Source organism: Mesorhizobium marinum, from assembly GCF_040813675.1.
GTDB classification, from domain to species: Bacteria; Pseudomonadota; Alphaproteobacteria; order Rhizobiales; family Rhizobiaceae; genus Mesorhizobium_K; species Mesorhizobium_K marinum.
The window spans coordinates 84,950-108,882 of record NZ_JBFOCI010000002.1 but is presented as its reverse complement, the minus strand read 5'-3'; the positions used below and the strand labels follow the sequence as shown (position 1 = coordinate 108,882).

At 67.2% G+C, this 23,933-nt stretch carries 21 protein-coding genes; 14 read left to right on the top strand and 7 right to left on the bottom strand.

Annotated elements, in window-relative coordinates:
* The first annotated feature begins 9 nt into the window (after positions 1–9).
* The 4 genes from ABUE31_RS06015 to ABUE31_RS06000 all read left to right on the top strand — a co-directional run bounded on the left by ABUE31_RS06015 (position 10) and on the right by ABUE31_RS06000 (position 4,022).
* Positions 10–633 (top strand): LysE family translocator, encoded by a 624-nt coding sequence (locus ABUE31_RS06015; protein WP_367722633.1) that lies wholly within the window; start codon positions 10–12, stop codon positions 631–633.
* A 252-nt stretch (positions 634–885) separates the two neighbouring features.
* On the top strand, positions 886–2,337 hold the full coding sequence (gene xylB / locus ABUE31_RS06010) for a xylulokinase (RefSeq protein WP_367722632.1): 1,452 nt from the start codon (positions 886–888) through the stop codon (positions 2,335–2,337).
* The gene (gene xylA / locus ABUE31_RS06005) at positions 2,337–3,647 is read left to right on the top strand and encodes a xylose isomerase (protein ID WP_367722631.1); all 1,311 of its coding nucleotides are present in this window, start codon (positions 2,337–2,339) and stop codon (positions 3,645–3,647) included. Before xylB ends, xylA begins: the two co-directional genes overlap by 1 nt.
* A gap of 135 nt (positions 3,648–3,782) precedes the next feature.
* The gene (locus ABUE31_RS06000; protein WP_367722630.1) at positions 3,783–4,022 is read left to right on the top strand and encodes a hypothetical protein; all 240 of its coding nucleotides are present in this window, start codon (positions 3,783–3,785) and stop codon (positions 4,020–4,022) included.
* A gap of 36 nt (positions 4,023–4,058) precedes the next feature.
* Here ABUE31_RS06000 and ABUE31_RS05995 read toward each other — a convergent pair whose 3' ends face one another.
* Positions 4,059–5,039, bottom strand: a complete 981-nt coding sequence (locus tag ABUE31_RS05995) for a GlxA family transcriptional regulator (RefSeq protein WP_367722629.1) — start codon at positions 5,037–5,039, stop codon at positions 4,059–4,061.
* A gap of 70 nt (positions 5,040–5,109) precedes the next feature.
* Here ABUE31_RS05995 and bcoG point away from each other — a divergent pair, with 70 nt between their 5' ends.
* From bcoG to ABUE31_RS05965, 6 genes are all read left to right on the top strand, one after another.
* Entirely contained in the window at positions 5,110–6,027 is a 918-nt protein-coding gene (bcoG, locus tag ABUE31_RS05990; protein ID WP_367722628.1) for a 3-dehydrocarnitine:acetyl-CoA trimethylamine transferase BcoG, read from the top strand.
* 221 nt (positions 6,028–6,248) lie between these two features.
* A complete protein-coding gene (locus ABUE31_RS05985) occupies positions 6,249–7,343 on the top strand; it encodes a 3-hydroxyacyl-CoA dehydrogenase NAD-binding domain-containing protein (protein ID WP_367722627.1) in 1,095 nt (364 codons plus the stop codon).
* A gap of 178 nt (positions 7,344–7,521) precedes the next feature.
* Complete coding sequence (locus ABUE31_RS05980) at positions 7,522–8,685, top strand: acyl-CoA dehydrogenase family protein (RefSeq protein WP_367722626.1); 1,164 nt, start codon at positions 7,522–7,524, stop codon at positions 8,683–8,685.
* Between the two features lie 235 nt (positions 8,686–8,920).
* Positions 8,921–11,128 carry an acetate--CoA ligase family protein gene (locus ABUE31_RS05975; protein ID WP_367722625.1) on the top strand — a complete coding sequence of 736 codons (2,208 nt, stop codon included), beginning with the start codon at positions 8,921–8,923 and terminating at the stop codon, positions 11,126–11,128.
* Positions 11,125–11,907, top strand: coding sequence for a carnitinyl-CoA dehydratase (locus ABUE31_RS05970; protein ID WP_367722624.1), 783 nt, complete (start codon positions 11,125–11,127; stop codon positions 11,905–11,907). The genes ABUE31_RS05975 and ABUE31_RS05970 overlap by 4 nt, the downstream gene beginning before the upstream one ends.
* 184 nt (positions 11,908–12,091) lie before the next feature.
* On the top strand, positions 12,092–13,678 hold the full coding sequence (locus tag ABUE31_RS05965) for an MFS transporter (RefSeq protein WP_367722623.1): 1,587 nt from the start codon (positions 12,092–12,094) through the stop codon (positions 13,676–13,678).
* Here ABUE31_RS05965 and ABUE31_RS05960 read toward each other — a convergent pair.
* The 4 genes from ABUE31_RS05960 to puuE are packed head-to-tail and all read right to left on the bottom strand — an operon-like array spanning position 13,675 to position 17,027.
* The gene (locus tag ABUE31_RS05960) at positions 13,675–14,268 is read right to left on the bottom strand and encodes a nucleoside deaminase (protein ID WP_367722622.1); all 594 of its coding nucleotides are present in this window, start codon (positions 14,266–14,268) and stop codon (positions 13,675–13,677) included. The two genes, ABUE31_RS05965 and ABUE31_RS05960, sit on opposite strands and share 4 nt — an antisense overlap.
* A gap of 1 nt (position 14,269) precedes the next feature.
* Positions 14,270–14,767, bottom strand: coding sequence for an ureidoglycolate lyase (locus ABUE31_RS05955; protein ID WP_367722621.1), 498 nt, complete (start codon positions 14,765–14,767; stop codon positions 14,270–14,272).
* Complete coding sequence (locus tag ABUE31_RS05950) at positions 14,764–15,612, bottom strand: bifunctional allantoicase/(S)-ureidoglycine aminohydrolase (RefSeq protein ID WP_367722620.1); 849 nt, start codon at positions 15,610–15,612, stop codon at positions 14,764–14,766. The genes ABUE31_RS05955 and ABUE31_RS05950 overlap by 4 nt, the downstream gene beginning before the upstream one ends.
* A complete protein-coding gene (puuE, locus tag ABUE31_RS05945) occupies positions 15,609–17,027 on the bottom strand; it encodes an allantoinase PuuE (RefSeq protein WP_367722619.1) in 1,419 nt (472 codons plus the stop codon). Before puuE ends, ABUE31_RS05950 begins: the two co-directional genes overlap by 4 nt.
* A 174-nt stretch (positions 17,028–17,201) precedes the next feature.
* Here puuE and uraH point away from each other — a divergent pair, with 174 nt between their 5' ends.
* Genes uraH through xdhC form a run of 4 tightly spaced genes read left to right on the top strand, consistent with a single transcriptional unit; the run spans position 17,202 to position 22,298 of the window.
* Positions 17,202–17,567: a hydroxyisourate hydrolase gene (gene uraH / locus ABUE31_RS05940; RefSeq protein WP_367722618.1), complete on the top strand. Its 366-nt coding sequence runs from the start codon at positions 17,202–17,204 to the stop codon at positions 17,565–17,567.
* Between the two features lie 2 nt (positions 17,568–17,569).
* Entirely contained in the window at positions 17,570–19,051 is a 1,482-nt protein-coding gene (gene xdhA / locus ABUE31_RS05935; RefSeq protein WP_367722617.1) for a xanthine dehydrogenase small subunit, read from the top strand.
* Positions 19,051–21,399 carry a xanthine dehydrogenase molybdopterin binding subunit gene (xdhB, locus tag ABUE31_RS05930; RefSeq protein ID WP_367722616.1) on the top strand — a complete coding sequence of 783 codons (2,349 nt, stop codon included), beginning with the start codon at positions 19,051–19,053 and terminating at the stop codon, positions 21,397–21,399. The genes xdhA and xdhB overlap by 1 nt, the downstream gene beginning before the upstream one ends.
* 50 nt (positions 21,400–21,449) lie before the next feature.
* Positions 21,450–22,298 carry a xanthine dehydrogenase accessory protein XdhC gene (gene xdhC, locus ABUE31_RS05925; RefSeq protein ID WP_367722615.1) on the top strand — a complete coding sequence of 283 codons (849 nt, stop codon included), beginning with the start codon at positions 21,450–21,452 and terminating at the stop codon, positions 22,296–22,298.
* Here xdhC and dps read toward each other — a convergent pair whose 3' ends face one another.
* Both dps and ABUE31_RS05915 read right to left on the bottom strand, forming a co-directional pair.
* The gene (gene dps / locus ABUE31_RS05920; RefSeq protein WP_367722614.1) at positions 22,299–22,787 is read right to left on the bottom strand and encodes a DNA starvation/stationary phase protection protein Dps; all 489 of its coding nucleotides are present in this window, start codon (positions 22,785–22,787) and stop codon (positions 22,299–22,301) included.
* 118 nt (positions 22,788–22,905) lie between these two features.
* Positions 22,906–23,826, bottom strand: a complete 921-nt coding sequence (locus tag ABUE31_RS05915; RefSeq protein WP_367722613.1) for a LysR family transcriptional regulator — start codon at positions 23,824–23,826, stop codon at positions 22,906–22,908.
* Positions 23,827–23,933: the final 107 nt, after the last annotated feature.

Genomic DNA, 23,933 nt, shown 5'->3' with positions numbered 1-23,933 from the left:
GAGATGGCGATGAGCTTCGAAACCTGGGCTGCCTTTGTCGCGGCGTCGACGGTTCTGCTGATGATCCCGGGGCCGACGATCCTGCTCGTCGTGTCCTATGCGCTCGGGCAGGGCTGGCGCACGGCGCTGCCGATGTCGGTAGGGGTGGCGCTTGGCGACTTCACCGCGATGACGTTGTCGATGCTCGGCATCGGCGCGCTGCTTGCAGCGTCGGCGACAGTGTTCACCGCGCTGAAGTGGATCGGCGCGGCCTATCTCGTCTATCTCGGCATCAAGCTGTTCCGCGCCGGCGGCGCTCTCGACGCGGAGCCGCGCACGGATGCCACCTCGCCGGCGAAGATGATGGCGCATGCGTGGCTGGTCACCGCCCTCAATCCCAAGAGCATCACCTTCTTCGTCGCCTTCCTGCCGCAGTTCCTCGATCGCCACGGCGACTTCTGGACGCAGATGTTCATCTTCGAGGCGACCTTCCTGGCGCTCGCCTTCGCCAACGCCTTCGGATACGCGCTGGTCGCCGCGCGGGCCCGTACCATTGTGCGCAACCCCCGGGCGATCCGCATCTTCAACCGCACCGGCGGCACGCTGCTGATCGGCGCCGGGGTTGCGACGGCGGCGATGCGGTCGGGAAACTGAGGCGCGCGCGGACGGACAATCGCGGCCCGGGCCGTTCCCGCGCCGCCCCGCCGGATTCGCCCCTCCAAGACCGGTCGGCGCCTCAATTCACCGCATTTTTTACGAATGTCGAAAAAAATCCGCCGCGGGCGCGCTTCCAGCGGTTGCATCGCCGGCATTTTTGCGTTGTAGGATTTGTCGGAGAAAACGCGGGCGTCGGACAATCCGGCAAGCCCGGGAGCGGCCGGCATCGGAAACGGCCGGGAGGAGCGCATGTATCTCGGCATCGACCTGGGCACATCCAGCGTCAAGACGCTGCTGATCGACGCCGACCAGGCGACGGTCGGCTCTGCCTCGGCTTCCGTCGACCTGTCGCGCCCGCATCCCGGCTGGTCGGAACAGGACCCCGCCGACTGGATCGCGGCGACCGAACAGGCGCTTGACGAACTGAAGGCCAAGCACGCGAGTGCGCTTGCCGCCGTGAAGGGCATCGGCCTTTCCGGCCATATGCATGGAGCGACCTTGCTCGACGCATCCGACCAGGTGCTGCGCCCCTGCATCATGTGGAACGACACCAGGAGCCACGCCGAGGCGGCGAAGCTCGACGCCGACCCGCGGTTCCGCGCGATCACCGGCAACATCGTGTTCCCGGGCTTTACCGCGCCGAAACTCGCATGGGTGAAGAACAACGAGCCCGCGATCTTCGCCAGGGTGGCGAAGGTGCTTCTGCCGAAGGACTATCTGCGGCTCTGGCTGACCGGCGCGCACATGTCCGAAATGTCCGATTCCGCCGGCACCTCCTGGCTGGACGTCGCCGAGCGGCGCTGGTCGGCTGACCTGCTCGCGGCGACGGACCTGTCCGAAAGACAGATGCCGGAACTGGTCGAGGGCACCGAACCAGCCGGCGCGCTGCGCGCCGAACTTGCCGCGAGATGGGGCCTGAAACCGGCAATTCCGGTGGCAGGCGGGGCAGGCGACAATGCGGCGTCGGCCTGCGGCATGGGCACGGTGAAGCCGGGACAGGCCTTCGCCTCGCTCGGCACGTCGGGCGTGCTCTTCGCCGCCAACGGCGCGTATCTGCCGAACCCGGAAAGCGCCGTGCACACCTTCTGCCATGCGCTGCCAAACACCTGGCACCAGATGGGCGTCATCCTGTCGGCGACGGATTCGCTGAACTGGCTCGTCGGCATCACCGGAAAGGGCGCCGGCGACCTGACGGCCGAACTCGGCGACAAACTCAGGGCGCCGACCGGCGTGACCTTCCTGCCGTACCTGTCGGGCGAGCGCACGCCGCACAACGACGCGGTGATCCGCGGTTCCTTCACCGGTCTCGGCCATGAGACCGGAACGGCGGCGCTGACCCAGGCGGTGCTCGAAGGGGTGGCGTTCGCCTTCCGCGACAGCCTGGAGGCGCTCAGCGCGGCCGGCACCGAACTGTCGCGGGTCACCGCGATCGGCGGCGGCTCGCGCTCGCGCTACTGGCTGAAGGCGATGGCGACGGCTCTGGGGCTACCGGTCGACGTTCCCGCCGACGGCGATTTCGGCGCAGCCTTCGGCGCCGCGCGGCTCGGCCTGATCGCCGCCGAGAAGGCCGACCCCTTCGCCATCTGCAGCGCGCCGGCGACCGAGGAGACGGTCGAGCCGGACGCCGCGCTCGCCCAGGCTTATGCGGACGCCTATCGGCGCTACCGCGCGCTCTATCCCGCGATCAGAGGAGTTTCGTGATGTCCACCGGCTTTTTCGGCGACACGAAGAAGATCAAGTATGAGGGGCCGGACAGCGCCAATCCGCTCGCCTACCGCTTCTACGACAAGGACGAGGTCGTTGCCGGCAAGCGGCTGGAAGACCATCTGCGCTTCGCCATCGCCTACTGGCACTCCTTCGCCTGGCCGGGCGGCGATCCGTTCGGCGGCCAGACTTTCGAGCGTCCCTGGTTCGGCGAGACGATGGAACTCGCAAGGCTGAAGGCCGACGTCGCCTTCGAGATGTTCTCGCTGCTCGGCGTTCCCTATTACTGCTTCCACGATGCCGACGTCAGGCCGGAGGGCGACACTTTCGCCGAGAGCGTCGCGCGGCTGGACGAGATCGCCGACTACTTCGCGGGGAAGCAGGAAGAGACGGGCATCAAGCTTCTCTGGGGCACCGCGAACCTGTTTTCGCACCGTCGCTTCATGGCGGGCGCGGCGACCAATCCCGACCCCGGCGTCTTCGCCTATGCGGCGGCGACGGTGAAGTCGTGCATCGACGTGACCAAGCGCCTCGGCGGCGAGAACTACGTGCTGTGGGGCGGCCGCGAAGGCTACGAGACGCTGCTCAACACCGACCTGAAGCGCGAACGCCAGCAGGCCGGCCGCTTCCTGTCGCTGGTCGTCGACTACAAGAAGAAGATCGGCTTCAAGGGCACGATCCTGATCGAGCCAAAGCCGCAGGAGCCGACCAAGCACCAGTACGACTACGACGTCGCCACCGTCTACGGCTTCCTCAAGGAGTTCGGGCTGGAGAACGAGGTGAAGGTCAATATCGAGCAGGGCCACGCGATCCTGGCAGGCCACTCCTTCGAGCACGAACTGGCGCTCGCGGCGTCGCTCGGCATCTTCGGCTCGATCGACATGAACCGAAACGACTACCAGTCGGGCTGGGACACCGACCAGTTCCCCAACAACGTGCCGGAGATGGCGCTGGCCTACTACCAGGTGCTGCAGGCCGGCGGCTTCACGACGGGCGGCACCAATTTCGACGCGAAAATCCGCCGCCAGTCGATCGATCCCCAGGACCTGCTGATCGCCCATGTCGGCGCGATGGATTGCTGCGCGCGCGGGCTGAAGGCGGCGGCCAGGATGATCGAGGACAAGGCGCTGTCAGGCCCGCTCGAGGAGCGCTACGCCGGCTGGACGCAGGCCGGGGCTCAGGCCATGCTTCAGGGCCAGCGCTCGCTGGAACAGATTTCCGACTGGGTGTTGAAGGAAGGCCTCGACCCGCAACCCAGGTCCGGCCGTCAGGAATACCTGGAGAACATCGTCAACCGCTACGTCTGACGGCGGGCCGCGCCCCGGGGCGCGGGAACTCCGTTCTCTCGGGTCTGGATCTGACGACACGGCGTTAACGAAACTGTCGTCGGTTCGACACGCCTGCGCCTTCAGGCCGTCATGAATGACGGCTAGGTTCAGTGCATGGAAACGAACCGCACGAAGACATCCCCCGGCAGCGGCTTCGACGCACAGGTTGGAGCGCTGCTCGACCGAGTCCACGAATCGTCGTCCTTCATCGACAGTTTGATGGCGATGCCGGTCGCCGGCGAGGACGACGCGCCGCGCGCATGGAACGCCGCGGTGACGCGACGGCTGGAACGCCGGCTCGCCAACGCCATGCGCGTGATCATCGAAGGCGAACCCGAAAAGAAGAGCGCCTGAGCAGACCAGGGAGGTCGAAGCGGCTCCGCTTGTCCTTCAGCCCCTGCGCAACCGGGCTGGCGGCTTGCCGAAGGATCGCGCAAACGCCCTGGAAAAGGATGCGGCCGAGGAGAAGCCCGTGCGCGCGGCGATGTCGGCCATCGGGATGCGGGTGTCGACCACAAGCTTGCGCGCGGTGGTCAGCCGCAGCCGCAGGTAGTAGGCTCCCGGCGTCTCGCCGATCGACTTGCGAAAGATGCCTTCGAGCGTGCGGGCGGTGACCCCGGTCCGCCGGGCGATCGCCGCGACGCTCAGGGGCTGGTCGACATGCGCCTCCATCAGGCGGATCGCCTGGGCAAGCCGCGGATCGTAGCCGTCGAGACGGCCGAGCGAGACCAGCGGCTGCGCGTCGGTGGCGGCGCGCGACTGGTCGTAGATGAAGACGCTGGCGACATCGAGCGCGACGGCCATGCCGAGCCGCGAGCGGATGAGGTGCAGCATGAGGTCGAAGGTCGGCGAGGCGCCGCCGCAGGTGAAGACGGGCCCGTCGATCACGTAGCGGTCCGGCCTGACATCCGTGTCCGGAAAGGCGGCCGAAAAGTCCTCCATGTCTTCCCAGTGGGTGGTCGCGGCGCGCCCGGCGAGCAGCCCGGCCCGGGCCACGAGCCAGGTGCCGGCCTCGACGCCCCCGACGGCGCGGGCCGAGCGCGCCGCGCGGCGCAGCCCCTGAAGGAAGCCCGCGGTGGCGTAGCCCTGGGTGCCGAAGCCCGCGACCACCACGATCACGTCGGTCGGCCTGGCCGGGTCGAACTTTCCGCTGACGGCGACCGGCAGGCCGCAGGTGGTGACGGCGGGTTCGCCGCCGACCGACACGAGCCGGAAGTCGAACAGCGTTTCGCCGGCAATCCGGTTGGCGGCGCGCAGCGGGTCGATTGCCGAGGCCACGCACATGATGGACGAACCCGAGAAGACCAGCACGGTGACGTCGAGGCTGGCCCGTTCGGTGCGAAAGACGGACGGCTTTTCGCTTTTTGCCATGAACTATTCGTAAAATGCAAAACAAGGCGCCGCAAGTGGCGTCAAGATCGATGCATCAAGGGAGAGAGACATGCCGCTAGCCATGAACCGCGAGGTCTTCATCACCTGCGCCGTCACCGGATCGGGCGGCACGCAGGACCGCAGCCCGCACGTGCCGCGCTCGCCTAAAGAGATCGCCGATTCCGCCATTGAGGCGGCGAAGGCTGGCGCCGCGATCGTGCACTGCCACGTGCGCGACCCCGAAACCGGCAAGCCGCGCCGCGACGTCGCGCTCTACCGCGAGGTAACAGAGCGCATCCGCGACGCCGATGTCGACGTGGTGCTGAACCTGACCGCCGGCATGGGCGGCGACATGACGTTTGGGCCGGTCGAGAGCCCGCTGCCGCTGCAGGAGCGTGGCACCGACATGGGCGGCGCGTCGAACCGCGTCGAGCATGTGCGCCAGTGCCTGCCGGAGATCTGCACGCTCGACTGCGGCACGATGAACTTCGCCGAGGCCGACTATGTGATGACCAACACGCCCGGCATGCTGCGCGCCATGGGCGGCATGATGACGGCGATGGGCGTGAAGCCCGAGATCGAGGCCTTCGACACGGGACATCTGTGGTTTGCCAAGCAGCTGGTGGCCGAAGGCGTGCTGAAGCCGGATGCGCTGGTGCAGCTCTGCATGGGGGTGCCGTGGGGCGCGCCCGACGACCTCAACACCTTCATGGCGATGGTCAACAACGTGCCTCCCGAATGGACCTTTTCGGCCTTTTCGCTCGGCCGCAACCAGATGGCCTATGCGGCGGCAGCCGTGCTCGCCGGCGGCAACGTGCGCGTCGGGCTGGAGGACAATCTGTGGCTCGACAAGGGCGTGCTCGCCACCAACGCGCAACTCGTCGAGCGCGCGGTGACGGTCGTCGAGAATATGGGCGCGCGGGTGATCGGCCCGGAGGAAGTACGCAAGAAACTTGGGTTGACGAAGCGAGCTCCGGTAGCGGCCTAGAGGATCGCGGACATGGCATTCCTTCGCGCCCCCCTCTGTCCTGCCGGACATCTCCCCCACGAGGGGGGAGATTGGACGTCGCGGACGGTAGCACCAATCTCGGGCTTCGCAATGAATGCGAAAGCATCACAACCGCCGATCTCCCCCCGTGTGGGGGAGATGTCCGGCAGGACAAAGGGGGGCGACGTAGAGCGCCGCCTCCGTAACGTGGAGGCAAGGACATGACCATCAGCAAGGCGGCCTGTATCGGCGGCGGCGTGATCGGAGCCGGCTGGGTCGCCCGGCTGCTGCTCAACGGCATCGACGTGGCGATCTACGATCCGGACCCCGAGGCCAAGCGCAAGGTCGGCGAGGTGATGAAGGGCGCGCGGCGGGCCTATAAGAAGATGCTGCCGAATGGTTTGCCGAAGGAAGGCAGGCTGACCTTCGCCAGGACGATCGCCGACGCGGTTGCCGACGCCGACTTCATCCAGGAAAGCGTGCCCGAACGGCTCGACCTCAAGCACAGGGTTCTGGCCGAGATCGATCTTCACGCGCCGGCCAATTCCATCGTCGGCTCGTCGACGTCGGGTATCAAGCCGACCGACATGCAGGTGGCGATGAAGAAGCACCCCGAGCGGCTGGTTGTCGGCCACCCGTTCAATCCGGTCTACCTGCTGCCGCTGGTCGAGATCGTCGGCGGCGAGCAGACGTTCCCCGAGGCTATCGAGGTCGCCAAGGAAATCTATGCCTCGATCGGCATGAAGCCGGTGGTCATCCGCAAGGAGATCGAGGCCTTCGTGGGCGACCGCCTGCTGGAAGCGGCCTGGCGCGAGGCGCTTTGGCTGGTCAAGGACGGCATCTGCTCGGTCGAGGAACTCGACGACATCATGCGCTATTCCTTCGGCATCCGCTGGGCGCAGATGGGCATGTTCCAGGTCTATCGCGTGGCCGGCGGCGAGGCCGGCATGCGCCACTTCATGGCGCAGTTCGGGCCGTGCCTGAAGTGGCCGTGGACCAAGCTGATGGACGTGCCGGAGTTCAACGATGAGCTGGTCGACTTGATCGCCACGCAGTCGGACGAGCAGTCCGGCAAATGGTCGATCCGCGAGCTGGAAAAAATCCGCGACGACAACCTGGTCGCGATCATGGAAGCGCTGTCGAGGCAGAACAAGGGCAGGGGCTGGGGCGCAGGCGAACTCTACAACGGCTACACGAAGCAGCTATCGGGACTGGCGGCGAAGAAGGCGCCGGCGCTGAAGTCGAAGGCGCAGAAATCGGCGGCGACGGCGAAGGCCGCCAAGCCAGTGAAGGCCGTGAAGGGAAAAAAGCGGTGAACATTTCGCTGACCGACCCCCACTCCGTCACGCTTCGCGTGCCACCTCTCCCCCGTTCGACGGGGGAGAGGAAGTGCGCCGACGCTCGTGTTTCCTCTACCCCGTCGAACGGGGGAGAGGTGGTTTGCGCAGCCAACCGGAGTGGGGGTCGACCACACTTTGGTGAGGAGTTCCGCTAATGGATTTCGGCCTGTCGGAAGAACAAAAACTCATCGTCGAGACGACGCGCGCCTTCGTCGAGAACGAGCTTTACCCGCATGAGCAGGAGGTCGAGCGCAGCGGCGTGCTGCGCCCCGACCTGATCGCGGAGCTGAAGGCAAAGGCGATCGAGGCGGGCCTCTATGCCGCCAACATGCCGGCCGACGTCGGTGGCGCCGGACTCGATACGGTGACGTGGCTGCTCTACGAGAAGGAACTCGGCCGCGCCAACTACGCGCTGCACTGGACCTGCGTGGCGCGCCCGTCGAACATCCTTCTGGCCGGCACGCCGGAACAGCGCGAAAAATATCTGTTCCCCTGTATCCGCGGCGAGAAGTCGGATTGCCTCGCGATGACCGAGCCGGGCGCGGGTTCCGACCTGCGCGGCATGAAGGCGAGCGCGGTGCAGGACGGCGACGACTGGGTGCTCAACGGCACCAAACATTTCATCAGCCACGCCGATATCGCCGATTTCGCCATCGTCTTCATGGCGTCGGGCGAAGAAGATTCGCCGCGTGGAAAACGCAAGAAGATCACGGCGTTCTTCGTCGACAAGGGAACGCCGGGCTTTTCCGTGCGCGACGGTTATCGCAACGTCTCGCATCGCGGCTACACCAATTCGGTGCTGGAGTTCGACAACTGCCGGATACCGGCGAGCCAGGTGCTCGGCGAGGTGCACAAGGGGTTCGAGGTTGCCAATTCCTGGCTCGGCGCGACGCGCCTGCAGGTCGGCGCGACCTGTCTCGGCCGCGCCGAACGCGCGCTTTCCCATGCCATCGACTACGCCGCGCAACGCGAGCAGTTCGGCCAGCAGATTGGCAAGTTCCAGGGCGTGTCGTTCAAGCTCGCCGACATGGCGACCGAGCTGAAGGCGGCCGAGCTGATGATCCTCGAGGCCGGCTGGAAATACGACCAGGGCACGGTGACCGACCAGGACATGGCGATGGCCAAGCTGAAGGCGACCGAGATGCTCGCCTTCGTCGCCGACGAGGCGATCCAGATCCATGGCGGCATGGGCCTGATGGACGACCTGCCGCTGGAGCGCATCTGGCGCGACGCCCGCGTCGAGCGCATCTGGGAAGGGACGAGCGAGATTCAGCGCCACATCATTTCACGGGCGCTTTTGAGGGCTGTCGGCGGATGAGCCTGGATGCTGCCGCCTTGAGAGGAGACGCCGCGTTGCTTCGCGCCCCCCTCTGTCCTGCCGGACATCTCCCCCACACGGGGGGAGATCGGCCTTCACCGCGACCTTCGCCAATCTCCAGCGTCGCAAATGGCGCGGCATGGCTGAAGCTGCCAATCTCCCCCCTCGTGGGGGAGATGGCCGGCAGGCCAGAGGGGGGCGTCGTGGAGCGTGCCCATCTCCACGCGGTGCGCCAATGAGCCGCCTCGACCGCCTGCTGCGGCCGAAATCGGTCGCCGTCGTTGGCGGCGGTTTTTTCGCGCCCAATGTCGTCAAGCAGTGCCTCAAGATGGGGTTCGAGGGGGGCATCTGGCCGGTGCATCCGTCGAAGGACGAGGTTGCCGGGGTGAAGGCGTATCGCTCGCTGGCCGAGCTGCCCGGCGCGCCGGACGCGACCTTCATCGGCGTCAACCGCAACCTGACGATCGATATCGTGCGCGAGCTGCGCGAACTCGGCGCGGGCGGCGCGATCTGCTTTGCGGCGGGATTCCGCGAGACAGGAAGTTACGACGCCGATGGCGAGCGCCTGCAGCGGGCGCTCGTCGAGGCGGCCGGCGACATGCCGGTGATCGGGCCGAATTGCTACGGCCTGATCAACTATGCCGATGGCGCGCTTTTGTGGCCCGACCAGCATGGCGGGCGGCGGCTGAAGCCGGGCGAGACGGGCGCGGCGATCATCACGCAGTCGTCCAACATCGCCTGCAACCTGACCATGCAGACACGCGGCCTGCCGCTCGCCTACATGATGACGGCGGGCAACCAGGCGCAGACCGGACTTTCCGAGATGGCGCTCGGGCTGATCGAGGATTCCAGGGTGTCGTGCCTCGGGCTGCACATCGAGGGTTTCGACTCCGTCGCGGGCTTCGAGCGGCTGGCGGCGCGGGCACGCGAACTGAAGAAGCCGATCGTTGCGATGAAGGTCGGCCGTTCCGAGCAGGCGCGCGCCGCGACCGTGTCGCACACCGCCTCGCTTGCCGGTTCCGACGCGGCGTCCGACGCCTTCCTGAGGCGGCTCGGAATACCGCGCGTCGACACGATCCCGGCCTTCCTTGAAACGCTGAAGCTGTTCCACGCGTCGGGTCCGCTGGAGAGCTACACGCTGTCGTCCATGAGTTGCTCGGGCGGCGAAGCCTCGGTGATGGCCGATACCGCCGAGGGACGCCGGGTCTACTTTCCGGGGCTTGCCGAGGGGCATCGCGGGCGCGTGCAGGAGACCCTGGGACCGCTGGTCGCCGTCGCCAACCCGCTCGACTACAACACCTACATCTGGGCCAACGAACCGGCGATGACGGCGACCTTTTCGGCGATGGCGTCGGGCGGCTTCGGCCTCAACATCCTGGTGCTGGACTTCCCGCGCACCGACCGCTGCTCGGATGCCGACTGGTGGCTGACCGTGAACGCATTCGAGACGGCCTTGAAGCAGAACGACGCCAGGGGGGCTATCGTGGCGTCGATGGCGGAAAACCTGCCCGAGGGTCATGCGGAAGAGTTGATGCGGCGCGGCATCGCGCCGATCCTTGGCATTGCCGAGGCGATGGACGCGGCGGCGGGGGCGGCGTTTGTCGGGGAGGCGTGGAAGCGGCCGACGGCAGGCGCGGTGGGCGCGACACCCCCCTCTGCCCTGCCGGGCATCTCCCCCTCAAGGGGGGAGATCGGCAGCTTTGGCGATGGGCTCCTTTCTGCAACATCGAAAATTGGCGACGGTCGTGATGAAGGCGTAATCTCCCCCCTTGAGGGGGAGATGGCCGGCAGGCCGGAGGCGGGCGTTTCCACCACCCTTGACGAAGCTGCGGCGAAGGCCGCGCTCGCAAAGGCCGGGCTGTCGGTGCCGCGTGGCATCGAGGCAGGATCGTCCGAAGAGGCGGCGGCCGCGGCGCATGACATCGGGTTTCCGGTGGCGCTGAAGGCGCTCGGCGTGGCGCACAAGTCCGAGGCCGGCGCGGTGGTGCTCAATCTCAGCGACGAGGCCGCCGTTCGCGAGGCGGCGCACCGTCTGATCGGGCTGGGCAGCGGCCTCTATGTCGAGCGCATGGTGGAGGGCGGCGTCGCCGAACTGATCGTCGGCATCACCAGAGACCCGCTGTTCGGGCCGGTGATGACGCTCGGCACCGGCGGCGTGATGGTCGAACTGTTGAAGGACAGCGCGACGCTTCTGCTGCCGGCAAGCCGCGACGAGGTCGAGGTCGCGCTGCGCGGGTTGAAGATGTTTCCGCTGCTCGACGGGTTCCGGGGCAGGCCGAAGGCCGATGTCGACGCCGCCATCGATGCAGTGCTGAAGATCGCCGATTTCGCGCTGGCGAACGCCGACACGCTGGCCGAACTCGACGTCAATCCGCTGATCGTCCGCGCCGCGGGCAAGGGCGCCTGGGTGGCCGATGCGCTGCTCGTGAAGGAGGAAACATGACCGACGTGATCACCACGCGCCGCGAGGGCGGCATTCTCGAAGTGACGCTCGACCGGCCGAAGGCGAATGCCATCGACCTCAAGACGTCGCGGCTGATGGGCGAGACGTTCAAGGCGTTCCGCGACGATCCCGACCTGCGCGTCGCCATAGTGAAGACGGCCGGCGACAAGTTCTTCTGCGCGGGATGGGACCTCAAGGCGGCGGCCGCCGGCGACGCGGTCGACGGCGACTATGGCGTCGGCGGCTTCGGCGGCCTGCAGGAACTGCGCGACATGAACAAGCCCGTCATCGCCTGCGTCAACGGCATGGCGGTGGGCGGCGGTTTCGAGCTGGCGCTGTCCTGCGACATGATTTTGGCGTCCGACCATTCGAGCTTCGCGCTGCCGGAAATCCGGGCGGGCACGCTGGCCGACGCGGCGACGGTGAAGCTGCCGAAGCGCATTCCCTATCACGTCGCGATGGACCTGCTGCTGACCGGTCGCTGGATGGATGTGCAGGAAGCGCACCGCTGGGGTCTCGTCAACGAGGTGCTGCCCAAGGAAAAGCTGGAAGACCGCGTGTGGGAGATCGCAAGGCTGTTGGCGTCGGGACCGCCGCTGGTCTTCGCGGCGATCAAGGAGGTGGCGCGCGAGGCCGAAGGCCTGACCTTCCAGGATGCCATGAACCGCATCACCCGCCGACAGTTCCGCACTGTCGACGCGCTCTACGGCTCGGAAGACAATCTCGAGGGCTTCAAGGCCTTCGCCGAGAAGCGCGATCCCGTCTGGAAGGGCCGCTGAACCCAGGGGCGCTCCGTCGACCCGACGCCTCCTGACAGGAGGCTGTCAGGAGAATCTGCTATCTGCTACTCCCCGCTCGGCTGCGGAGTCCGGCCATCGTCACGATTTGCCTGACGTCACTTCGAACGGGCCGATTGTCGGCTGCGGCCGCAATCGTTCGTCCTTGCGCAAAGGGAGCAGGAACATGGCCGACACTCTGGACATTGCCGACAGGGACGTTCCGCGCAAGGCGACGCGCCGCGAGTGGATCGGGCTCGGCGTGATCGCGCTGCCTTGCCTGCTCTATTCAATGGATCTGACGGTGCTGAACCTGGCGGTGCCTGCCATCACGGCTGATCTCAACCCGAGCGCGACCGAGCTTCTCTGGATCGTCGACATATACGGCTTCATGATTGCCGGCATGCTGATCACGATGGGCACGCTCGGTGATCGCATCGGCCGCCGCAAGCTGTTGATGATCGGCGCATTCGCCTTCGGCCTTGCTTCGATCGTTGCCGCGTTCGCCAGCAGTGCCGGGATGCTGATCGTGGCGCGGGCCTTGCTCGGACTGTCGGCCGCGACGCTCGCCCCCTCGACCCTGTCGCTGATCTCAAACATGTTCCCGGATCCGAAGGAGCGCACATTCGCCATCGGCGTCTGGATATCGAGCTTCTCGGCCGGTGGCGCGATCGGGCCGGTGATCGGCGGCGTCCTGCTGACCTGGTTCTGGTGGGGTTCGGTGTTCCTGATCGCCGTTCCGGTGATGATCCTGCTGCTTGCCGTCGCCCCGAGCCTTCTGCCGGAGTATCGCGACGAGAATGCCGGGCGGATCGACCTCGCCAGTGCCGCATTATCGCTCGCCGCGGTGCTCGCCACGATCTACGGCATCAAGCATGCGGCGTCCTACGCGTTCGACGCCGAGGCGGTGGCTGCAATCCTGGCGGGTCTTGCCATCGGCATCGTCTTCGTCCGGCGGCAGCGGAGGCTGGCCGAGCCGCTGATCGATCTGAATGTGTTCCGGTCTCTGACGTTCTCGGCGTCGCTCGGCATCAACGTGCTCGGCTTTTTCGCCGCCTTCGGCATCTTCCTGCTCACGGCGCAATATCTGCAACTCGTCCTTGGCCTTTCGCCGCTGGCGGCGGGGCTGTGGAGCGCGCCGTCATCGATCGGCTTCATTATCGGATCGCTGTTGGCGCCAAAGCTGCTCGGCAGTATGCGGCCCGCCTATGTCATGGCCGGCGGCTATGCGGTCACGGCGGCCAGCTTCCTGCTGATGGCGCAGGCGGCGTCGACGGGCTCGCTCCATCTGCTCGTGGCAAGCTACGTCGTGATGTCGTTCGGACTGGCGCCGATCTTCACGCTCTCGACCGACCTCATCATCGGCACGGTGCCGCCGGAGCGTGCAGGAACGGCGGCCGGGCTTGCCGAGACAAGCTCCGAGTTCGGCGGCGCGCTCGGCATCGCCATCCTCGGCAGCATCGTCACTGCGATCTATGCCAGCGGCATGGCTGCCTTCGACAGCGGCGGATTGAGTTCCGACGTTGTGGCGGCAGTGCGCGAGACGATCGGCGGCGCGGTTGCGGAGGCGGCGAACGTCGGCGGCGCCGCAGGCGACCTGTTGCTTGCCGAGGCGCGGGAGGCCTATGCGGCCGCGTTCCGCTCCGTCGCCCTGGTCTGCGCAGTCGTTTCCCTGCTCGCGGGATTGGTCGCGCTTCTGGTGCTCGGGCGCGTCAAGCCGGATGCCGGCGCCGATTGCGACGAGAAGGAGCGCAGTGCGAAGGCCGCGGCCTAGCTGAGCGGGATGTCGTTGTCGGACTTGCCGGACTGGTAGGTCGAGGACAGCCCGTCATAGGTCGCGGCGATCTTGCCGATCCGCGTTTCCAGCCGCGCCCGCTCCGGTTCGGGCAGGTTCCGGACCAGTTTGCGGATTGCGTGGCTTTTCCAGTAGGCGTTTTCGGCGCGGTAGCCACCGGGCTCGAGGGTGAAGACCTCCTTCAGGATCTTCAGGTCGTGCGGGATGGCGAAGCTGTCGCGTGAATCCTCGTGGCTGAAGAGGTAGTAGAAATTGTCGAATCCGGTCCAGGTGATCGCCGACAGGCAGAGCGAGCAGGGCTCGTGGGTGGCGAGGAAGATCGCCTCCTTCGTATCGACGCGCTCGGCCCGGGGCATCTCGTAGAAGCGCTTCAGGCAATGCACCTCGCCGTGCCAGAGCGGGTTCTCCGTCTCGTTGTTGGTCTCGGCCAGGACCAGCGAACGGTCGGACTTCCTGAGGATCGCCGCGCCGAACAGCTTGTTGCCGGCGGCGACGCCCTCCTCGGTCTTCGGCACGATGTCCTGCTCGATGACGTCGAGCAGCCGGTCGATCAGGGAAACGTCGGTCATGTCAGCCCGGAAGCCTGATTTCGTATGGATCGGCGAAGAAGAATTCCTCGAGGTTGTTGCCGTCGCCGCCGCGGTCGACAATCAGGAAGTCCTGCGGCGCGCCGATCGGCGTCAGCACCCCGTGCCAGGTGTTGCGTGCATAGTTCACACCCTGGCCGGGCTGCGTGAGGAAGGCGTGCGGCAGTCCCGGCCGTCCGTCCTCGTCGGGGCAGACGACGACCAGGAATGGCCGCGGCGACAGCGGCACGAAGGCCTGGCTGCCGAGCGGATGCCGCTCGACCATGGTGAGCGCCAGCGGCACGTCGTAGGGCGTCGCCCGGGCGAGGCTGATCAGCACATGGCCGTCCGGTCCGGTCGCCTCGGGACGGGCGAGCGCGTGGTAGCGCTCGGTCTTGCCGGCGTTGATCGGGTAGTGGTTCTCGCCGCCCGCATCGATGACGTCGCCGAAGGCGGCGAAGCTTTCGCGGGTCAGCGGCCTTGCGGTGACGACCCTGCTCATCGGCCGAACCCGCCCAGCCTGGGGTGACGGTTGACGTCCTTGTAGAGCAGGTAGCGGAAGCGGCCCGGGCCGCCGGCGTAGCAGGCCTGCGGGCAGAAGGCGCGCAGCCACATGAAGTCGCCGGCCTCGACCTCGACCCAGTCCTGGTTCAGGCGGTAGACGGCCTTCCCCTCCAGCACGTAGAGCCCGTGCTCCATCACATGCGTCTCCGGGAAGGGGATCACGCCCCCCGGCTCGAAGGTGACGATGGTCACGTGCATGTCGTGGCGGGTGTCGTCGGGGTCGACGAAGCGGGTGGTGGCCCAGCGCCCGCCCGTGTCCGGCATCGGGATCGGCTCGATGTCGTTTTCGTTGAGGAAGAGGGCATCCGGGGCGTCGATGCCGTCGACCGCCTCGTATGCCTTGCGGATCCAGTGGAAGCGCGCGGCCGACCTGCCTCGGTTGGCGAGGCTCCACGTCGAGCCGGCGGGCAGGTAGGCATAGCCGCCGGGCTTCATCTTGCGCGATGCGCCGCCGAGCTTGACGGTGATTTCGCCCTCGACGACGAAGAGCACGCCTTCGGCGCTCGGGTCCGGCTCGGGCCGGTCGCTGCCGCCGCCGGGCAGGACCTCCATCACATATTGCGAGAAGGTCTCGGCGAAGCCCGACAGCGGACGGGCGATCACCCAGGCGCGCGTGCCTTCCCAGAAGGGCAGGCGGCTCGCCACGATGTCCGAGAACTCGCGCTTCGGGATGACGGCGTAGGCGTCCGTGAAGACGGCCCGGTCGGTGATCAGGTCGGTCTGCGGCGGCAGGCCGCCGCGCGGTGCGTAGTAGCTGCGGGCGGGCACGGCGGAGTTCCTCATAGCGGCAGTGCTTCCTTCAATCTCAGCAGCGCGATGCGCTCGACCTGCCGGCACGCGGTGTCGAACTCGGTGGCGCGGTCGTTGCCGATGCGCGCCTCGAAGGCGGCGAGGATTTCTTCCTTCGTCTTGCCCTTCACCGCGATGATGAAGGGGAAACCGAAGGTCGAGACATAGGCCGAATTGAGCCTGGAGAAGAGCTCGCGCTCGGTGTCCGTCAGAGCGTCGAGGCCGGCGGACGCCTGTTCCCGCGTCGATTCCGGCGTCAGGCGCCGGGCGGCCGCGAGCTTGCCGGCGAGGTCGGGATGGGCGTTCAGAACGCCGAGTCTTTCCTTGTCGCTGGCGGCCCTGAAGATGCGGCAGAGCGCGTTGTGAAGGCCGCCGGCGCTGTCGTGCGCCGGGCCGAGCTCGAGATCGTAGGCGCGCTCGGCTATCCAGGGCGAGTGCTCGAAGATGCCGCCGAACAGCGAGACGAACGCCTCGCGGTCCATCTTCGACGGCCGGATGGCCGGCAGGCGGAAGGGATGCGTTTCCTTCCAGTGCCGCGCGATGTCGATGCGCCGCGCCAGCCAGACCCGGTCGTGGCCCTTCACGTAGTCGATGAAGCGCTGCAGCGCCGCGGCGCGGCCGGGACGCCCGACCAGCCGGCAATGCAGGCCGATGTTCATCATGCGCGGCCGTCCCGCCTTGCCCTCGGCGTAGAGCGTGTCAAAACTGTCCTTCAGATAGGCGAAGAACTGATCGCCGGAGTTGAAGCCCTGCGGGGTGGCGAACCGCATGTCGTTGGCGTCGAGCGTATATGGGATGATGAGCTGGGCGCGGCCGTCATGCTCGAACCAGTAGGGCAATTCGTCGTCATAGGTGTCGGAGACGTAGTCGAAGCCGCCTTCCTCGACCGCCAGCCTGACCGTGTTGACCGAGGTGCGGCCGGTGTACCAGCCCCTCGGGCGCTCGCCGGTCACCTCGCGGTGCAGCCGGATCGCCTCGTCCATGTGGCGACGCTCGTCGTCGGCCGAATAGTCGCGGTAGTCGATCCATTTCAGGCCGTGCGAGGCGATCTCCCAGCCGGCCTCCTGCATGGCGGCGACCTGGTCGGGCGAGCGCGCAAGCGCGGTCGCCACGCCGTAGCAGGTGACCGGGACGTCGGCCTCCGTGAACATGCGGTGCAGCCGCCAGAAGCCGGCGCGGGCGCCGTATTCGTAGATCGATTCCATGTTCCAGTGGCGCATGCCCGGCCACGGCGCGGCGCCGACGATCTCGGAGAGGAATGCCTCGGACGCCGCGTCGCCGTGCAGGACGCAGTTCTCGCCGCCTTCCTCGTAGTTGACGACGAACTGGACGGCGACATGGGCCCCGCCGGGCCACTTCGGGTCGGGCGGGTTGCGACCGTAGCCGCGCATGTCTCGCTGGTAGCGCACTCTTCCTCCAGGCACGGATGGGTCCGCGTCATCTTCATGATAATCACGGGGGATGACGGACATTCCCTCGAAAATTTTTGAAAGTCTTTTTGGGGGCCATTGCTTCACCAACCGGCCGGCTTGTCCTTTAATGGTCGGAATCATAACGCTTCCAAGCGCAGGAAGGAGGGGCCGATGGCGGAAGCCGATGGCGGTCGCCTGACGACCCACGTACTCGACACGGCAACCGGCCGGCCGGCCGCGGGCCTGCCGATCGACCTGTACCGCATCCGCGGAAGCGAACGGACCTTCGTCAAGACGGCGGTGACCAACAGCGACGGGCGCTGCGACGCGCCCCTGCTGCAGGGCGATGCCTTCGTCGTCGGCGAATACGAACTGGTCTTCGGCGCCGGCAACTATCTGCGCCGCCAGGGCGTGGCGCTGAGCGATCCGCCGTTCCTCGACCAGATTCCCATCCGCTTCGGCCTGGCCGAGAACAAGCACTATCACGTGCCGCTGCTTCTCTCGCCTTATGGCTACTCGACCTACAGGGGCAGCTGACCATGGCCAGGGCTAGGGTTCGCGGCGAACTGCGCTTCCTGCTCAACGGCGAGGACGTCGCGCTGGCCGATGTCGGCCCGGACGAGACGCTTCTCGATTATCTCAGGCTGCGCCGCTCGCTGCGCGGCACGAAGGAAGGATGCGCGGAAGGCGACTGCGGCGCCTGCACGGTGCTGGTCGGAAAGCTCACGGCGGGCAAGCTCGTCTACGAGAGCGTCAATGCCTGCATCCGCTTCCTCGGCTCGCTCGATGGCTGCCACGTGGTGACGATCGAGCATCTGCGGGGGGCCGACGGCGGCCTGCACCCGGTGCAGCAGGCGATGATCGACTTCCACGGCTCGCAATGCGGCTTCTGCACCCCCGGTTTCGTGATGTCGCTCTATGCACTCTGGATGCGCTCGGCGTCGCCGTCGACCGCGGCCATCGAGAAGGCGCTCCAGGGCAATCTCTGCCGCTGCACCGGCTACGAGGCGATCGTTCGCGCCGCCCAGGCGGTCTCGCGCTACGGCGAGACCGCGAAGGATCCACTGGCGGCCGAGCGCAGGAAAGTGACTGCCAGGCTCTCGGCGCTGAAGGACGGCCTCAGAGTCGAGATCGGCGAGGGCGCGCGGCGACTCGTCGTGCCCGCCAGCGTCGATGACCTCGCCTCGGTGCTGGACAAGTCGCCGAACGCGACGATCGTCGCCGGCTCGACGGATGTCGGGCTCTGGGTGACCAAGCACATGCGCGACATCTCGCCGGTCGTCTTCATCGGCGGGCTGGACGGGTTGCGCGCCATGTCCATGGAGAAAGGCGTCATCACCATTGGCGCCGGCGTGACCTACAGCGAGGCGTTTGCCCTGCTCGCCAAGCGCATTCCGCCGCTCGGGCCCCTGCTCGACCGGATCGGCGGCGAGCAGGTGCGCAACATGGGAACCATCGGCGGCAACATCGCCAACGGCTCGCCGATCGGCGACACGCCGCCGCCGCTGATCGCGCTCGGCGCATCGCTGACGCTGCGCAAGGGTCGGAAGCGCCGGACCATCCCGCTCGAAAGCTACTTCATCGCCTATGGAAAGCAGGACCGGCAGCCGGGCGAATTCGTCGAGGCCGTGCATGTGCCGGTGCCCGCGAAGGGATCGCATTTCGCCGTCCACAAGGTCACCAAGCGGCGCGACGAGGACATCACCGCGACGCTCGGCGCCTTCCACCTGGCGCTTGCCAAGGACGGGACCGTGGCGTCGATCCGCATCGCCTATGGCGGCATGGCGGCGACGCCGAAACGCGCCCGCGCCGTCGAGGCGGCGCTGACCGGAAAGCCGTGGACGGAAGCGACGGTCGACGCCGCGCTCGCGGCCTATGACATCGACTTCACGCCGCTGACCGACATGCGGGCCAGCGCCGAATACCGGCAGCTCGCGGCGAAGAACCTGCTGCGCCGCTTCCTTGCCGAAACGGCGGGCGGCAAGGCGCCGCTGACGGTCGGCAGGCAGGAGGCAGCCTGATGAACAAGCATGCCGCTCCCGACATCAAGGCCGCGCGCATCAAGGGCGGCGTCGCCACCGGTCAACGCCACGATTCCGCGCACAAGCACGTCACCGGCACGGCGATCTACATCGACGACATGCCCGAGCCGGAGGGCCTGCTGCATGGCTGCCTCGGTCTGTCGACGGTGGCGCACGGCCGCATAACCAGGCTGGACCTCTCGGAGGTGCGCAAGGCGCCCGGCGTCGTCGACGTGCTGACCGCGAAGGACATTCCCGGCGAGAACGACATCTCGCCGACCGGCCGCCATGACGAACCGGTGCTTGCCGACGGCCTGTGCGAATTCCACGGCCAGCCGATCTTCTGCGTCATCGCGACCACGCGCGAGGCGGCCAGGCGCGCGACGCGGCTCGCCAGGGTCGACTACGAGGAACTGCCCTTCATCGTCGACGTCGCCGGGGTGAACCCGAAGAAGGGCAAGCTCGTCACGCCGCCGCTGACGCTGTCGCGCGGCGACGCCAAGGCGGCGATCAGGAACGCGCCGAAGCGGCTCAAGGGACGGATGGCGCTCGGCGGGCAGGACCATTTCTACCTCGAGGGCCAGATCGCGCTCGCCGTGCCCGGCGAGGACCATGACGTGACGGTCTACTCCTCCACCCAGCACCCGAGCGAGGTCCAGCACATGGTGGCGCATGCGCTCGGCGTGCCGAACCATGCGGTCACCGTCGAGATCCGCCGCATGGGCGGCGGCTTCGGCGGCAAGGAGACGCAGGGCAACCAGTTCGCCGCGCTGGCGGCGATCGCCGCCAAGAAGCACGGGCGCGCGGTCAAGATCAGGCCCGACCGCGACGACGACATGATCGCGACCGGCAAGCGGCACGACTTCGTGATCGACTATGAGGTGGGCTTCGACGAGGACGGCTCGATCCATGGCGTCGACTTCATGTTCGCGGCGCGCTGCGGCTTCTCGTCGGACCTGTCCGGGCCGGTCACCGACCGGGCCCTGTTCCACTGCGACAACACCTATTTCTGGCCGGCCGTGCATGCGAAGTCGGCGCCGCTCTACACCAACACCGTGTCCAACACGGCGTTCCGCGGGTTCGGTGGGCCGCAGGGCATGGTCGGCGCCGAACGCGTGATCGAAGAAGTCGCCTTCGCCACCGGCAAGGACCCGCTCGAGATCCGCAAGCTGAATTTCTACGGCGTCGACGACCGCAACGTGACGCCCTACCACCAGACGGTCGAGGACAACATCATCGGTCGCATCGTCGCCGAGCTCGAGGAAAGCGCCGACTATGCGCGACGCCGGCGCACCATTGCGGCGTTCAACGCCAACAGCCGCTTCGTGAAGCGTGGCATCGCGCTGACGCCGGTGAAGTTCGGCATCTCGTTCACCGCCACGCATTTCAACCAGGCCGGTGCGCTGGTGCATGTCTATACCGACGGTTCGGTGCACCTGAACCACGGCGGCACCGAGATGGGGCAGGGGCTCTACCTCAAGGTCGCGCAGGTCGTGGCCGAAGAGTTCCAGATCGACCTCGACCAGGTGAAGATCACGGCGACGACGACGGGCAAGGTGCCGAACACCTCGGCGACCGCGGCGTCGTCGGGCTCGGACCTGAACGGCATGGCGGCGCAGAACGCGGCGCGGCAGATCAAGGACCGACTGACCGACTTCGCCGCGCAGACCTACCAGGTGCCGCGCGACCAGGTGGTGTTCCTGCCGAACCGCGTTCGCGTGGGCAACCAGGAGATCGCTTTCGCCGACATCGTCAAGCAGGCCTACATGGCGCGCATCCAGCTGTCGGCGGCGGGCTTCTACAAGACGCCGAAGATCCACTGGAACCGCGACAAGGGCGCCGGGCGGCCCTTCTACTATTTCGCCTATGGCGCAGCCTGCTCGGAAGTGTCGATCGATACGCTGACCGGCGAATATGTCGTCGAGCGAGCCGACATTTTGCATGACGCCGGGCGCTCGCTGAACCGGGCGATCGACCTCGGCCAGGTCGAAGGCGGCTACATCCAGGGCATGGGCTGGCTGACGACGGAAGAACTGTGGTGGGACGACAAGGGGCGGCTGCGCACCCATGCGCCGTCGACCTACAAGATTCCGCTCGCCTCCGACCGGCCGAAGATCTTCAACGTCAGGCTTGCCGACTGGCCGGAGGCGGCCGAGCCGACCGTCCACCGCTCCAAGGCGGTCGGCGAACCGCCGTTCCCGCTGGCGATCTCGGTGCTGCACGCGCTGTCGGACGCGGTCGCCAGCGTCGCCGGCCACACGATCTGCCCGCGCCTCGACGCGCCGGCGACGCCCGAACGGGTGCTGATGGCGGTCGAGCGGCTGAAGGCCGAGGCAGCCAGGGGCTAGCCCGCGGGAAATTCGGGCCGGGACGTGCTATGCTCCCGGCAGGGAGCAGCATGGCGACAAGCGGACAGAGCGTGGAGACCTTTCTCGGTGCGGCGGAGCGCGGGGCGCTCGTGACCGTCGCGCGCGCGAAAGGCTCGACGCCGCGCGAGGCCGGCGCGCAGATGCTGGTGTCGCCGGCGGCGACGCTCGGCACGATCGGCGGCGGCCAGCTCGAATTCATGGCGATCGACCAGGCGCGGCAGATGCTGGCCGACGACCGGGGGCCGCGCGAACTGATGCTCGACGTCCCGCTCGGGCCGGAAATCGGCCAGTGCTGCGGCGGGCGCGTCGAGGTGCTGATCAGGGTGATCGACGAGAACCTGCGGACGGAACTGGTCCGGGAGGCGGCGGTGGAGGCCGCGCGCCTGCCCCAGGTCTGCCTGTTCGGCGGCGGGCACGTCGGTCATGCGCTGGCGGCGGCGCTGGCGCTGCTGCCGGTCAGGGTGACCGTCGTCGAAACGCGCGCCGAGGCGCTGGAGGGCATGCCTGATGGCATCGAGACCCGGCTGACCCCGGTGCCGGAGGAGATGGTGCAGGCCGCGCCGGCGGGAGCGGCGATGGTGGTGCTGACGCACGACCATGCGCTGGACTTCCTGATCGTCGCCGAGGCTCTGAAGCGCGACGACGTCGCCTATGTCGGGATGATCGGCTCGAAGACCAAGAAGGCCACCTTCCGCAGCTGGTATCTCAAATCGGCCGATGGCGACGAGCGCGACATCGATCGCCTGGTCTCGCCGATCGGCGGCGAGGCCGTGAAGGACAAGCGGCCGGCCGTCATCGCCGCCATGGCGGCGGCGGAGATCATGGCGGCGCTGGCCGCCCATGCGGACGCGACGAACGGCGCAACCGTCGCCGGCTGATCAGTCCTTGGACTGCGTGTGCGCTTCGAGGAACCACAGCGACTTGTCGAGGGCGCGTGAGAACGCAGTGAAGATGTCGGCGGTGCCGGCGTCGCCGGCCTCGTCCGCTTCGTCGATGGCCGCGCGGACGGATTTGGCGACGACCGCGTAGCGGTCGATCAGCGCCGCGAGATGATCCTTGGTGGCGTGGATATCGGTCGGATAGGGTTTCAGCGCGGTCACCTTGGCGACGACCTGGGACGTGCCGTGGGCGGTGCCGCCCAGCTGGACGGCGCGCTCGGCCAGTATGTCGACATGGCCGTCGAGTTCCGTGCGAAAGCCGTCGAGCATCTCGTGGACGGCGATGAAGTGCGGCCCCTTGATGTTCCAGTGCGCCTGCTTGGTAGCCAGCGCGAGATCGATCGCGTCGGCAAGCCGGGCGTTGAGAAGCTCGATCGAGGCGGTTCTGGTGTTCGACTTCAGATCGTTCCTGGTTGGGATGCCGGGCATGGGATTCTCCTGGGTCGAGTTCGTGGTCTCCGCCCGGACTGCGAGCGGACACAGCTCATCTAGGCCGCGATCCGCTGAAGACCAGAAGCGGGGCGTGGTCGACGCCCCCAGGAAGCCGTCATTTCCCGACCAGCAGGTTGTTGATCAGGCGCTGGCAGCGCTCGGCCATGAAGTCGAGCAGCAGCCGCACCTTCGGGTCCTGCAGCTTCTTGTGCGGATAGACCGCGGCCAACTGCACCGGGATCGGCGGCGTGTCCGGCAGGATGACCTTGAGGCGGCGATCGCGGATGAACGGCTCGACCTCGAAGCGCGGCTTGTTGATGATGCCGCGGCCGGACAGCGCCCAGCCGGTGAGCACGTCGCCGTCGTCGGAATCGAAGGGGCCGCGCACCTCGAACTTGGCGGGTCCCGATGGCGTCTTCAGCGTCCAGAAATGTTCGCGCATGCCGGGATAGCGCAGCATCAGGCAGTCGTGGCCGCCGCCGACCAGCTGGTCTGGGCCGGTCGGCTCGCCGCGCGCCTCGAGATAGGCGGGCGCCGCCACCAGCACGCGCTCGCAATTCATGATGCCGCGCATCCTCAGGCTCGAATCCTCGAGGACGCCGAGCCGGAAGGCGACGTCTATGCCTTCCTTCATCATGTCCACGTCGTGGTCGGACAGCCGCAGCCGCACCTCGATATCCGGGTACTTGTCGCGGAATTCGGGGATGCCGGAGGCGATGAGGCGCCGTCCGAGCCCGAGCGGCGCTGTGACGCGGATGGTGCCGCGCGGCTGGCCTGACAGCGCGCTGACCGCCGCCTCCGCCATGGTGATCGCCTCAAGCACCTGCTTGGCGCCGGCATAGAAGACGGTGCCGTGCTCGGTCGGGGTCAACTGGCGCGTCGTGCGGTTGAACAGCCTGACGCCGAGATGTTTCTCGAGTTCCTTGATGCGGTTCGAGACGACGGCCGGGGAGATGCGCATGTCGCGCCCCGCAGCCGACAGGTTGCTCAGTTCCACGACGCGGACGAAGACCGCGATGTTGTCGAGATAGGCCATTCAGGCCGCGCCTCATGCTTCATTGGGCAATGCGGCAGTATTTTACATATTTTTTTGAAAGTCATGGGGCATGTGCCCCCTTTCCGTTTGGAACCGAGTCCGTAAGA